Annotated in this window: 11 protein-coding genes; 5 read left to right on the forward strand and 6 right to left on the reverse strand. The window is 41.4% G+C overall.

The annotated features are described in order from the left end of the window. Nucleotides 1-5 precede the first annotated feature (5 nt). Nucleotides 6-896, reverse strand: a complete 891-nt coding sequence (locus H6G77_RS21710; RefSeq protein WP_190588771.1) for a branched-chain amino acid ABC transporter permease — start codon at nt 894-896, stop codon at nt 6-8. A 190-nt stretch (nt 897-1,086) separates the two neighbouring features. On the opposite strand from H6G77_RS21710, the gene hrmK reads away from it, so the two are divergent. Then, a complete protein-coding gene (hrmK, locus tag H6G77_RS21715; protein ID WP_190872710.1) occupies nt 1,087-2,886 on the forward strand; it encodes a hybrid histidine kinase/response regulator HrmK in 1,800 nt (599 codons plus the stop codon). Nucleotides 2,887-2,946: 60 nt separating this feature from the next. After that, nucleotides 2,947-3,798, forward strand: coding sequence for an ATP-dependent sacrificial sulfur transferase LarE (larE, locus tag H6G77_RS21720; RefSeq protein WP_190588773.1), 852 nt, complete (start codon nt 2,947-2,949; stop codon nt 3,796-3,798). A gap of 372 nt (nt 3,799-4,170) precedes the next feature. On the opposite strand, the gene H6G77_RS21725 is transcribed toward larE, so the two are convergent. After that, on the reverse strand, nt 4,171-4,533 hold the full coding sequence (locus H6G77_RS21725) for a DUF4864 domain-containing protein (RefSeq protein ID WP_190872711.1): 363 nt from the start codon (nt 4,531-4,533) through the stop codon (nt 4,171-4,173). Nucleotides 4,534-4,538: 5 nt separating this feature from the next. Next, nucleotides 4,539-5,690 (reverse strand): SGNH/GDSL hydrolase family protein, encoded by a 1,152-nt coding sequence (locus H6G77_RS21730; RefSeq protein ID WP_190872712.1) that lies wholly within the window; start codon nt 5,688-5,690, stop codon nt 4,539-4,541. Nucleotides 5,691-6,208: 518 nt separating this feature from the next. Between H6G77_RS21730 and H6G77_RS21735 the strand changes: the two genes are divergently transcribed. Continuing rightward, nucleotides 6,209-6,385: a hypothetical protein gene (locus tag H6G77_RS21735; protein WP_190872713.1), complete on the forward strand. Its 177-nt coding sequence runs from the start codon at nt 6,209-6,211 to the stop codon at nt 6,383-6,385. A 214-nt stretch (nt 6,386-6,599) separates the two neighbouring features. Continuing rightward, nucleotides 6,600-6,812, forward strand: coding sequence for a hypothetical protein (locus H6G77_RS21740; protein WP_015113380.1), 213 nt, complete (start codon nt 6,600-6,602; stop codon nt 6,810-6,812). A gap of 42 nt (nt 6,813-6,854) precedes the next feature. Here the strand turns inward: H6G77_RS21740 and H6G77_RS21745 are convergent, their stop codons facing one another. The 3 genes from H6G77_RS21745 to H6G77_RS21755 form a co-directional block, all read right to left on the reverse strand. Beyond that, nucleotides 6,855-7,760, reverse strand: coding sequence for a site-specific DNA-methyltransferase (locus H6G77_RS21745; RefSeq protein ID WP_190872714.1), 906 nt, complete (start codon nt 7,758-7,760; stop codon nt 6,855-6,857). 333 nt (nt 7,761-8,093) lie between these two features. Further along, the gene (locus H6G77_RS21750; RefSeq protein ID WP_242049279.1) at nt 8,094-9,185 is read right to left on the reverse strand and encodes a DUF6745 domain-containing protein; all 1,092 of its coding nucleotides are present in this window, start codon (nt 9,183-9,185) and stop codon (nt 8,094-8,096) included. Then, on the reverse strand, nt 9,151-9,444 hold the full coding sequence (locus tag H6G77_RS21755) for a hypothetical protein (RefSeq protein WP_190588779.1): 294 nt from the start codon (nt 9,442-9,444) through the stop codon (nt 9,151-9,153). The genes H6G77_RS21750 and H6G77_RS21755 overlap by 35 nt, the downstream gene beginning before the upstream one ends. Before the next feature lie 471 nt (nt 9,445-9,915). Between H6G77_RS21755 and topA the strand changes: the two genes are divergently transcribed. Next, entirely contained in the window at nt 9,916-12,564 is a 2,649-nt protein-coding gene (topA, locus tag H6G77_RS21760) for a type I DNA topoisomerase (RefSeq protein ID WP_190872715.1), read from the forward strand. The last annotated feature ends 378 nt before the right edge of the window (nt 12,565-12,942 follow it).

Genomic DNA, 12,942 nt, shown 5'->3' on the forward strand with positions numbered 1-12,942 from the left:
GCTGCTCAAATCGTGCCTTTAAATAAACCTTTGGGGCGAATGAGCAGCACCAAAATCATAATTAGTAGGGCAATACCTTGTTTGTATTGTGAACCCAGCCAAATAGTGCTAACTTCCTGAGCAATGCCAATGATAAAAGCTGCGGCGATCGCTCCATAAGGGTTCCCAATTCCGCCTAAAATTACTGAAGCAAACAATGGCAAAATTAAAAACCATCCCATATTAGGGCGCACCGCCGTAATTAAACCGTACATACTTCCACCCAAGGAAGTGAGTGTACCAGCAATCAGCCAAGTCCAAAGAATAACTTGCTCAACATTGATACCGGAAACTCTAGCTAAATCTAAATCATCTGCGACAGCTCGCATTGCTTTACCAATTTTGGTGTTTTGCAGGAGGTAATGCAGCCCCACAATTGCTAACACAGCTAGACCTAAAACCAAAAGTTGATTTTGGGGGATTTTGACACCAAAAAAGTCCCAAGCAGAAGTCACAGGAACATTGTAGTTTTGGTTTTTGCCACCCCAAACTAAGATAATGCCATTACGTAAAAATAAAGCTAGACCAATAGAAATAATAATCAGCGTTGTGGAAGTGGCACGAATTAAGCGCATCTTTGACCACAATAACTTTTCTGATAGCAGCATCGCGCCGACAGTTCCCACGGCTGCCAAAATCATCGATAGCCAGATATTCACCCCAGCTGCATTTACCAACAGCGTCAAATACGCACCTAAAGTCAGAAAATCACCATGAGCAAAATTCGATAACCGTAAAATCCCGTAGGTGAGGGTCAGACCAACCGCAGCTAAAGCAATAATGCTTCCTAAAGCAATACCATTGACAATTAGTTGTAGAACTTGTTGTATATCTTGTTGTAGAACTTGTGGAACCATGATTTTTACGCAAATTAGTTACTCTAAAGAAATTAGACTTGAGTGATTTATTCTAAAACTAGTGTTACGTCTGTTACCATAAACAGTAAAAGTTAGAGTTTGTGAACAATTAGGATTTGTGAGCTAATATACATAGAATCTTGTTCGCAATTTTGCGCCAGGCTAAACTTGTTCAACGGTCTAGTTGACCATGCAGCAGTATTCAAGCTTACCAGAACAAAACTCACAGGTAGATACAACGCCAAGTCTTTTGGCAACAATTCAACAACTCCGTGCGGAGTTGTGGTTAGAGTGCAGCTTGAACAAGTTGCAAAGTCGCCTGAATGATTACCTATTGTCTGTTTCTGCGTCTACTTTACAGGTAGAAGCAACAGCAGCAGAAATTTTTCAAACAGTGGTCGATGAACTTGATGTGGCTTTGAATAATAGTAGAGTAGCGATCGCTCTGCCTCAACCACAAACAACATTGGCTCAAGTTTGTTATGTTTCAACTTCTGCATCAGCCTTAGAAGTCACACCCCAAAAAGGCAAAAAACTGCGGTTGCAATTAACGCAAATGGTGGAAGTTTCAGACTTGCAGCGCCTTGCTAGTCAACAACCGCCAAGTGCTTGGCCTTTAACCAATAATTCTGAAATGATTGGCTGGCTAATTATTCCTAAAGCACCGCGAGAAGTCCTGACAGCATCACAAATACAACTGAAACCAGAATTATTCACCAGAGTCACCCAACAACTGACTAACGCTCTGGCACAGTTTAAACAAATACAATCTTGGCAGCAACTCTCACAAAATATTGGTAATTCTAATCAGGAACTCGAAAGAACCAATCAACTCAAAAATCAGTTTCTCGCCAATACCAGCCACGAAATTCGCACACCCTTGAGTTCGATTATCGGATTCACCCATTTACTGTTAGCTCAAGGTTACGAACCCAGCCGAGAACGCCATCAAGAATATTTAAATATTATTCAGTCAAGTGGCAAACACTTGTTAGCACTGATTAATGATATTTTAGACCTCTCCAAAATTGAAGCCAATCAGCTAGAAGTCCAACCAGAAGAAGTAAATGTGCCAGAACTATGCCGTAATGTTTTGGCATTAGTCAAAGAGAAAGCCGCTAACAAAGGCTTAAAACTGCGCCTAGAACTAGATCCTAGCGTGACAACTTTAGTTGCAGATCCCTTGCGCCTCAAGCAAATGCTATTAAATTTGCTCTTCAATGCTGTCAAGTTTACTTGTACTGGGGAAGTGGGTTTAAAAGTTATCCCACAAGCTGAATTTGTCAATTTTACAGTTTGGGATACAGGAATTGGAATTTCTCAATTAGACCAAGAACAACTTTTTCAACCTTATTTTCAGATTGCGAACTCGGTAACTAACCGTGATGAAGGTACAGGCTTGGGTTTGGTTGTCACCAAGAAACTGGCAGAAATTCACGGGGGTTCTGTAGAAGTAGAATCGAAACTGAATCAGGGTTCGCGTTTTACAATTATTCTGCCTGTGACACCAGTAACGGAAGTGCTAGAGCATCCGAAAGCTCAAACAGATGCAGCAGATATTACCTTATGTGCGTCAAATATCGTTCCTAGTTCTAACTTCCGAATTTTATTGGTGGAAGATGATTTACCCAATGGCCAGTTAATGCAAACTTATCTTGAGAGATTGGGTTATCAGGTAACTTGGATTAAAAATGCTACCGCAATTTGGTCAACTCTGGCACAACAAACACCAGGGTTAATTTTAATTGATATTCAGTTACCCGATGAAAACGGGCTACAGGTGGTCAAGCAACTACGTCAAAACGCAGAGTATCAAAAAATTCCAGTAATTGCTCAAACGGCAATGGCGATGAAAGGCGATCGCGAAACTTGTATCGCATCAGGAGTCAATGAATATATTTCTAAACCCCTGGATTTACCACTTTTAGCGGCTTTAGTAGCAAAGTATATTCAATTACCACCACCAGCATCGGAAGCGTCGCCCAGCTAAAACACAGATTTTCTGTACACCTCTACAATGGAAATTGTGGGGAAATGTCAGGAATTCAAAATGAAATTGTCGGAAAAACTAGAGCAACTCAAAGCCTTATTTGGCGAAATGGAACGCGCCTTAATTGCCTATTCTGGTGGTGTAGATAGTACTTTAGTGGCGAAGATTGCTTATGATGTTTTAGGCGATCGCGCTTTGGCTGTAACAGCAGTTTCGCCTTCACTGTTACCAGAAGAATTAGAAGACGCAAAAATTCAAGCCGCAACTATTGGGATTACGCATCAAGTTGTGCAAACCAATGAGATGGCAAATCCCAACTACACATCAAATCCTGTCAATCGCTGCTATTTTTGCAAAAGCGAACTACACGACACACTCAAACCATTAGCTGTAGAGTTAGGCTACCCCTATGTAGTGGATGGGGTGAACGCCGATGATTTACACGATTATCGCCCAGGAATCCAAGCCGCCAAAGAACGAGGGGCGCGATCGCCTTTAGCTGAAATTGGTGTATCTAAATTAGAAGTTCGCCAACTTTCTCAACAACTTAATTTACCTTGGTGGGATAAACCTGCTCAACCTTGCTTAAGTTCCCGCTTTCCTTATGGTGAAGAAATTACCGTAGCTAAATTACAAAGAGTCGGTAGAGCCGAAATTTATTTGCGGAAACTCGGATGGGATAATTTGCGTGTACGTTCTGAAGGTGACACCGCCCGCATTGAATTAGCCCCAGAAAAAATTAAAGATTTCGTCTTAGCTGTTGATTTAGCTACTGTAGTTACCGCATTCCAAGAATTTGGCTTTATCTACGTCACCTTAGATTTAGAAGGTTATCGTAGCGGCAAATTAAATCAAGTCTTGAAGGTAAATTTAGAAGGCAGAAGCCAGAAGTCAGAAATCGGAATACTATAACCTTTTCTAGTCTGCTGATGTACAAATTTATCTGCGTCCATCTGCGTCCATCGGCGGTTAATTATTTTTGTCTAGTAACTCACTAGAGTCAGAAACGCTATGTAGGGATAAAAGAAATTATTTCTAGATGATCAGGACTTACGCAAAATCATGAAAAAACGAACCACAAAGGGCGCATAGACGCGATAGCGGCTTCCCGCAGGGTAGGACACGAAGTGAAGAGGATTTAAGAGGGTTCTTGCGTAAGTCCTAATGATTATTCTAGACAAATATTTCTCGACTATAGCAATCCTCAATCATCAACAAACCTCTCTCCCTTGTCTCCCTTGTCCCCCTTGTCCCCCTTGTCTCCCTTGTCTATTAATTAATAATCTAAGTAATTTCCGCTTCTACTGATACTAAAATGCAACCGTTGATTTTCCAAGTATCATCGCGTTGCTGTTCCATAAAATATAACGCCCGCAACGGCGTACCATGAGGACTCAACAATAATACAGGTTGAGTTATATTGTCTTGAATAATAGTAATTTTTTCAAACATCACCGAACGAGGACGATACACCGCCGGGTAATTTAGCATTACCATCCGCATAAAGTATTCTGGGCTTTGAAATTGCTCTTGAATTCCCGCACTTGCAAAAGTAAACGCAGTTTGAGCATCATCTTGCTGAAAAGCTGCTAATTGACTTTCAATCACAGAACGGATGGCAATAGCATCAGTATCATGAATTTCCATAAATTTTAAAACTGCGATCGCAATTTTTCCTGTTCACGCTGAGTCAACTTGTACTCGACTTGTTCTAGTGCGGAACGCCAAACATCATATCCCTCCTGGGATAGATGTAATCCATCAGTGGTTAACTCTAAGCGCAAATTACCTTCAAAATCGGTAAACCAATCATGAATATTTAAATAATTTGCTTTCTCTTGTTGAGCAATTAGGGACAATTGAAAATTAATCCGCCGAATTCGGCTATTAGAAATTGTTGGTAAGCTTGCTGGCAAAATTGATTGCACAATTATCTCAGTTTTTGGGTGTTCCTTTCGCAAACGGCGGATAATTTGGCGGTAATTTTGCAAAATCACTTCATCTTTTAGCCCTCGGCGTAAATCATTAATTCCCGCCATGATGTAAATGACTTCTGGCTTTGTAGAGGAAAATGCGCTTAATCTTTTTAAAATTCCGCCAGAAGTATCACCAGATATACCTTGATTTAGCCAAAGTTTGCCACTAGGTAGTTTTTGCGGGGGGAACCACAAACTTAAAGAATCCCCAAGCATAATACTTAAATGATTGTTACCTTGACCTTTAGTCACAGCTTTGGCTTCTAAAGCTAATAAACTCTTCCAATCTTCGTAAGTTAATTGGCGTTGTTTATTAGATTCGGAAAAAGATGGCGCATCATCAGACATACGTGTATAAATTTGACCAGTCTTTAAAGCCGCTAGTCTTTGGTAATAAAGTTGATATCCAGATGTTAACGGTACATTTGATGATGCTGAACTGCGATGAAATAGTGACTCGATTGGCGCTAACAATCCTGGCTCACTAATTGCTGGTAAAGATTCATCAAGACTTGCAGCTTTTTTATTATCAACTATTGATTGTGAATACTTTAAAGCTGGTGAGGAAATATCCGCACTAGGGATAATTTTTTCACTCACTGTTGAGTGCGAATTTTTTATATGTTGTAAAGCTTGATATCTCAACTCTGGTAAAGACTTGTCAAAGGCAGGAAGATTGTTTCCACCTATCATTAACAGTGAATTATGTTTTGCTGTCCCCAGGTAACTAGAATTTGCTGGCAATCTGTTTGACAGAGGCGAAAGCGTCGATACTGGTATTGCCAATCCTGTTAACAAGCCTACTGCTAACAGATAATTGTGCTTCATCGCTTTGTATTTCCTCATACTTGGTACTTTCCCTTATGACAGCATTTGCTACCTGTGTTCAGGATGATTTTTTTCTTGGTTAAGTTATTATTTTTATTTACACTCAGTAGTACTGTAAAGCAGTTTAACAAGATTACATTTGGAATTCATCATCTCTTTAACGCAACTTTTTATAAAAATAGAAGTTTCTACGTAGTTAACATAGCTTTGCCTGAGCGTTTCCGTGAATCTGCAAATTAGTGAATTGTAGAGATTCGTTCTTTGCAGAACCTTTATACTGTGAGTTAATCACTCAATATATTTACTATACTTAGCAGTAATCTTGCTTAGTATAGCAACAACTAGACGTAAATAAATATACGTAAGTTAATCTTAATGCTTGATGGCAAGCTGATGCCATTACCCGGATGTGGGGAGTGTGGGGAGAGAGGGGAGTGTGGGGAGAGAGGGGAGTGTGGGGGGAAAGATTTCTTCACCGTCCTCCCACCCCCTCACAAGTGTAGGTTTTTAACAGAGTGATGAGTAGCGACTCTAAAAATCACGATTTAATCAGAGTTTCATCACCCTCACACCCTTACACCCCTACACCCCAAATCAAGATTTTTGGGGCAGAACGTAAAAAACCTACACCTGTCAGCCGCCCACACCTCCCACCCTTCCCTCTCGTGAGAAATCTAGGAGATGCGATCGCCTAGCTACTTACTGAGTGATAAATTTAGCTCAAAATTGGTGAAATTTACGTCAGTGAGCAAGATACAGCAAAAAAAAGCTCAAAATCAACGTAAAACTTCTTTATAAATCAGCAGATTATGTTTAAATCAGCAATTATTCTTTTGGGTTAAGTTAAATCGAATAACAGATATATAGAAGAACTTTAAGGGAAATGCTAAGATTTAGGCGGTGTCTTGAATGTTATATATTTGTTCTGTGGCTAGAGCTAGTACAGCGATCGGTGTTAGTCCGATTATCAAGGAGATTGTGCAGAAACAGGCACATTCAACTCGTTTAACTCTCAAAGAAGTCATCCTCATGGGGATGTTAGCGATCGATAAGCTTGATGATCAAAATCGTCAAGAATTGGCAGATCAGGTTCATAAAATGCAAGTAGATGGAGAGATTTAAGTAAAATTATTAAGTTTTACTTTGAATCCTCAATAGATTTGGCTACTCAACAAACCGAAAACGACTCCCTGTTACATAATCCTGATTAATTTCAAAAGAAATCCATTGGCGTTTTAAAGTCTCAGCTACAAAACCAGTTGTGTTGGAACCAGCAAATGGATCTAAAACCAGATCACCCTCATCTGTTAGAAACTTGATAAAAAATTCAGCAAACCCCTGCGGAAACCTTGCCGGATGGGGCTGAATTCCCTTAGCTTTACAGCGACGTAAATAAAGACTATTAGATTCTGTGTTGGGAATTTCTAATAAATTTGGTGGAATTGCACCTTGATTGTCTTTTTGAAACTTACCCGAAATTTCATGGCCACTGGGGCGCATTTTTGCTTCATAACCATTTTTGAGTAATCGCTGCATACTTTGGCTATAAGGCTTTAAAACTTTCCGATTATCTGCTTTGGGGTTTGCCGTTTTTGATAACCACCAAACAACATTAACCGCATCTTTTACCCGGATTCTTCTAATTGTTACCCACTCAGCCGGGGTGGGTAGTCTTGCTGGGTTGTAATGATAAAATTCCTGTGCCAGAAAAAAGCCTACTTCCTTACACAACCTCAGCAACAATTCGTATTGATAAAGACTTCGTACAGGATTACCAGGAAGATACGCACCACCTAAATCTAAAACAAATGAGCCGTTATCTGCCAGCACTCTTTTAAATTCCGACGCAAAGGGTAGAAACCACTCAATATATTTTTCTGCACTCTCATTGCCATACTTTTTTTTGCGCGTCAACGCAAACGGCGGCGATGTCAAAATCAGGTTAACGCTGCTTTCTGGCAAAAATTTAATTAGTTGCAGACTATCGCCTAAATAAATTGAGCCGTAACTTTGAGTGTAGTAAGGTGTGAAATTAATAGGTTGTGGTATATTCTCTGGTTCAGTTGCCAAGATTGATATTATCGATTAATTTAACTTGAGTTTCACAATTTTTAAAACCCCTCTCCAAACCTCTCCCCTATAAGGCAACCGTGTACACACAAATCCTCTGATCCCCCTAAATCCCCCTTAAAAAGGGGGACTTGAAGAAAATTCCCCCCTTTTTAAGGGGGGTTAGGGGGGATCGAAATGCTACTAGGCAATTTGATCAGACTTGTGTGTACACCGTAGCCCCTATAAGGAGAGAGGCTTTAAAAGCTTATTTTCGCATTAAAAACCAATGATATTTAAGCCCCTCTCCGCATCGGAGAGGGGTTGGGGAGAGGTTAATTAAATTTATACTTTTCAAGTTTCTATTATAAAATCCTCTGGATCAATTCCCCAATTAACCCAGCGAATTGCTTCACGGGCTGACACCATATTTGGGGGAACACGCAAAACATGAATAAAACCTGTACTGGGACAAGTCATTTTTAATAACAAAATTGGTTCAATATCAATAAAATCATTATCAATTCTTAACAGGGTATATCCGTCCCAATTATCTAATTCAATAGCTTGTAAATCTTGGCAAATGCGACTGTAACCTATACCTTGAATCAACACGCGCCGCAGTTCAGCATTGGTTTCTGTTAATAGCCATTGGGCTTGCCATTGTTGAGGATGTATCTTACCGTATTTTTCAGGTAAGGTAACACCGTGATAAGAGTAAAGGCTATAGCCATCAGCAAATTCAATTGCTGGTTCACCTTCGGCGTGCAGGCGGTTTTGATTATCGAAGCGGATATGAATCGGGCGATCGCATACAATTGCTATATGCTCATCAGGAAATATCCAACCACAATTTTTAATTAGGTTTTGTATAACTAACCAATCTTGCTGAGATAAATCACAATTTAACTCAGAGATACAAAAATCTATAAAACTAGCAACATTAGCCCAAGACTCTGGTGCAAAGTAACTTACATCAAAAGCCTCAATATCTAGTTCTTCATCAACAATATAAAAGTGTGTATGTAGTTCTTTTAATATAATCCAACTAAATCTTTCAAAGATATCATCTAATGGATTAGAAATAAATTCTTGTATAAGAAAAATTGCTAGTTCTTTGTTAAGAATTTGAGAGCGTATATAATTTCTCTTTTCCGTCAGTATTTCTCTTTGGATCGTGTAAGCTTTTTCATTGAGTTGAGAGTGATGTAATTGCTGGTTAAACTCTTTTAAAGCAGCATAAGGACTATCAAAAAATACAATCTGCGGCTCATCAAAGCCCATAATTTCATAAACAGCATTCACCGCTTCAGTCGCTTTCTCTCTATCAATTCGTTCAGTAGAAAGCGCAATCTTTCGCCACTTCTCTCGATAAACTGGAATCAAAGCTGCTTGCTCAGGGGTGAGTTTTTCAATCTGCAACATATCGCCAACCTTCCGGCTCATACTCACGCTGAATTTTGACTAACCAGTTACCTTGAGGAATAGGAATCGCCTGATGTTCTTCGTGAGTTAACAATGCTATATCTGATAAAACACGCAGATAAAGGGTGCCATCCTTTTCATATAACTCTGCCTCTCCTTCACTAATTTTATGCTTGTGTCCTGTAACCTCACCTTCTGCCAAAATTAAATCAAGTTTCTTTTGTCCGTCAACCTGCTCCACAGGTAGTAAAATAACATCACCTTGGCGAATCGCTTTCATAGTCTTAACTTTGAGCTATACAGTAATGAACCCTACTTTGCTTTTAATCGCAATTTTGATTTAATTTTGGCACAACCTAAAAAATTCCAGAGGTCGCAGCACGCCAGCCAGAACCGCAGCAAAAGAATGTCAGGTTGGGTTTTCCTATCATTTCACCCAACCTTACACCCCCACCCCCTGATAAAAAAAGTATCGCGCTACTACACTTGAACAGTATTTTGCCAACGGTAGTCGCCAATTATGCCTGAGATAAGTTAAAGATTGAAATAGTTGGAAATTCACCACCAACGTTTCTTTATCTTATGCTCTAAGAAAGACTGCTTCTGAAGTTTTGCGAATTTTCGCATTTCCAGGCAGTTTGTGTGAGGATGAATTCACAGCCCCCAAGCTCGAATTTTCTCTTGACATTTCACAGAACTTGCTTCAATTTGACTGTTTAGCTTGACAGCTATTCTTTTTTTTGAAATTTCCATGTCAACTCTCGTCATCGTCGAATCTCCCACCAAAGCTCGTACCATTCGCAACTACCTACCAAAAGACTATCGGGTAGAAGCGTCTATGGGTCATGTCCGTGACCTCCCCCAGTCAGCAAGTGAAATCCCCACGACCATCAAAGGGGAAAAATGGGCGCAGCTAGGGGTAAATGTGGACGCAGACTTTGAACCGGTGTATGTTGTCCCCAAAGACAAAAAGAAAGTTGTTACTCAGCTCAAAGATGCCTTAAAAGAGGCAACTGAACTCATCCTGGCAACTGACGAAGACCGGGAAGGAGAAAGCATCAGTTGGCATTTATACCAATTGCTGAAGCCCAAAGTTCCGACCAAGCGGATGGTGTTTCACGAAATCACCCAAGAGGCGATAAAAAAAGCCTTGAAAAACTGCCGCACTATTGATGAACAACTAGTCCGCGCCCAAGAAACACGCCGAATTTTAGACCGTTTGGTAGGATATACACTCTCGCCCCTGCTATGGGAAAAAATCGCCTGGGGATTATCTGCTGGGCGAGTCCAGTCTGTAGCTGTGCGGTTATTGGTGAAAAAAGAACGCCAACGCCGCGCCTTCCATGAAGGGACATATTGGGATTTAAAAGCCTATTTAGAACAGGCAAAAGCACCGTTTACCTCCCAGTTAGTGACCTTGGGTGGGACAAAAGTTGCCAGTGGCAGTGATTTTGACCCCAACACAGGACAAATTGCAGCTGGGCGCAATGTGGTGTTACTCACAGAAGCCGATGCTGTGGCGTTGAAAGAACGGTTAACAGGCAAAACCTGGAATGTTACCGAGATGGAGGAACGGCCAGTTACCCGTAAACCTGCGCCACCGTTTACTACCTCCACCTTGCAACAAGAAGCGAACCGGAAACTGAGGCTGTCGGCACGGGATACGATGCGGATTGCTCAAAACTTGTACGAGCAAGGGTATATTACCTATATGCGTACAGACTCGGTGCATTTGTCAGATCAGGCGATCGCAGCTGCTCGTGATTGTGTAGAAAAGCTGTACGGTAAGCAATATCTCAGCCCCCAACCCCGGCAATACACCACCAAATCTAAAGGCGCACAAGAAGCCCACGAAGCCATCCGCCCAGCCGGTAGCACTTTCCGCACACCCCAAGAAACAGGTTTAAGCGGTCGAGAACTCGCTGTTTACGACTTAATTTGGAAGCGTACCGTCGCCTGTCAAATGGCTGACTCCCGCCAAACCCAAATTACTGTGCAGTTACAGGTTGAGGATGCTGGCTTCCGTTCCTCTGGAAAACGCATCGACTTTCCTGGTTACTTACGCGCCTACGTCGAAGGTTCCGACGACCCCGAAGCCGCGCTAGAAGACCAAGAAATTATCTTGCCTAACCTGAAAGTAGGGGATCATCCAAACTGTAAAGAACTCGAAGCAGTTGGTCACGAAACCCAACCCCCAGCCAGATACACCGAAGCCACTTTGGTCAAAACCTTAGAAAGTGAAGGTATAGGTCGTCCTAGTACCTACGCCAGCATTATCGGTACCATCATCGATAAAGGTTATGCCCAATTGGTGAATAATGCTTTAATTCCCACCTTCACCGCCTTTGCCGTCACCAGCTTATTAGAAAAACACTTCCCCGATATTGTTGACCCTAGTTTTACCTCCAAAATGGAGCAAACCTTAGATGACATTGCCGAAGGTGAAGTTAACTGGCTACCTTACCTGCGGGAATTTTATTTAGGTGACAAAGGGTTAGAAACCTTAGTTAGAGAACAGAAAAGTCAAATTGATGCGACTAAAGCTAGAACCGTAGAACTAGAAAATTTAGCAGCAAAAGTCCGCATTGGCAAATACGGCCCTTACATCGAAGTGGAAAACGGTGATGCTGTAGTCACAGCCTCCATTCCCAAAGATTTAACCCCGGCTGACCTCGACCCTAAACAAGTAGAAGTTTTACTCAAGCAAAAAACCACAGGCCCCGACGAACTTGGTCGCCATCCCGAAACAGGTGAGCCGATTTATATCAAAATTGGGACTTACGGCCCTTACGTGCAATTAGGTGACAAAACAGAAGAAAATCCTAAACCAAAACAAGCTTCCATTCCCAAAAACGTGCCGAAAGAAAATGTCACTCTAGAAATAGCTGTTGGTCTTTTAGCACTTCCTCGGACTTTGGGAACCCACCCAGCGACAGGAGGCAGAATTCAAGCTAGTATCGGCCCCTATGGCCCTTACGTAGTTCACGACCAAGGCAAAGAAGGCAAAGATTACCGTTCGTTAAAAGTTGCGGATAATGTTTTAACAGTTTCTTTAGAAAGAGCTTTGGAAATATTATCAGAACCGAAAAAAGGACGGAGTTCGGCTAACAGTAAGTCCAAAGCGGCGTTAAAGGAACTAGGGAACCATCCCGAAGATGATTCACCAGTGAATATATATGATGGCCCTTATGGCCCTTATATCAAGCATGGCAAAACTAACGTCAGCATTCCTGAAGGACAGTCGGTGGAAGAAATGACCCTATCTCAAGCCCTGGAATTGTTAGCCAGTAAAGCTTCATCTGGGAAAAAATCTACCCGCAAAACTACTAAAACAACTAGTACCCGCGCTAAATCAACTGCTAAGTCATCTAAGACCACTACTAAAAAGAGTGAGGGGTGAGGAGTGAGGTTGAGTTCAGGGGCTTCTACGTGACTCTCTTTATTTAGGGACAAGGGGGACAGGAAGACAAGGGAGACAAGGGAGACAAGGGAGACAGAACGATTAGTCGCGGCTACAGGAATAAAGCCTGCCTTTGCAGGCTGAAATTTCTCATTAGTACTCACACTTCGACTTACCTCGACTTCGCCCAGTGTACAGTACTCAGCACTCAGCACTTAGTGTACAGCCGTCTATTAAGTCTAGAAATCATAACTAATTTCCCATGACAAATGACCATTGACCATTGACAAATGACTCTTGACTATTTTGACAACATACCCATCTTGAGAGAGATGCAGTTCATTAGGTTGTGGATGTGATACTCTAAAAAGTAAGGGA

The sequence above is a fragment of the Aulosira sp. FACHB-615 genome, from assembly GCF_014698045.1.
In the GTDB taxonomy this organism is placed as follows: domain Bacteria; phylum Cyanobacteriota; class Cyanobacteriia; order Cyanobacteriales; family Nostocaceae; genus Nostoc_B.

Bases quoted from the DNA above. Each gene is read 5' to 3' on its own strand.
- H6G77_RS21710 (WP_190588771.1), bottom strand. From the start codon at position 896: ATGGTTCCACAAGTTCTACAACAAGATATACAACAAGTTCTACAACTA.
- hrmK (WP_190872710.1), top strand. From the start codon at position 1,087: ATGCAGCAGTATTCAAGCTTACCAGAACAAAACTCACAGGTAGATACA.
- larE (WP_190588773.1), top strand. From the start codon at position 2,947: ATGAAATTGTCGGAAAAACTAGAGCAACTCAAAGCCTTATTTGGCGAA.
- H6G77_RS21725 (WP_190872711.1), bottom strand. From the start codon at position 4,533: ATGGAAATTCATGATACTGATGCTATTGCCATCCGTTCTGTGATTGAA.
- H6G77_RS21730 (WP_190872712.1), bottom strand. From the start codon at position 5,690: ATGAAGCACAATTATCTGTTAGCAGTAGGCTTGTTAACAGGATTGGCA.
- H6G77_RS21735 (WP_190872713.1), top strand. From the start codon at position 6,209: ATGAGTAGCGACTCTAAAAATCACGATTTAATCAGAGTTTCATCACCC.
- H6G77_RS21740 (WP_015113380.1), top strand. From the start codon at position 6,600: ATGTTATATATTTGTTCTGTGGCTAGAGCTAGTACAGCGATCGGTGTT.
- H6G77_RS21750 (WP_242049279.1), bottom strand. From the start codon at position 9,185: ATGAGCCGGAAGGTTGGCGATATGTTGCAGATTGAAAAACTCACCCCT.
- H6G77_RS21755 (WP_190588779.1), bottom strand. From the start codon at position 9,444: ATGAAAGCGATTCGCCAAGGTGATGTTATTTTACTACCTGTGGAGCAG.
- topA (WP_190872715.1), top strand. From the start codon at position 9,916: ATGTCAACTCTCGTCATCGTCGAATCTCCCACCAAAGCTCGTACCATT.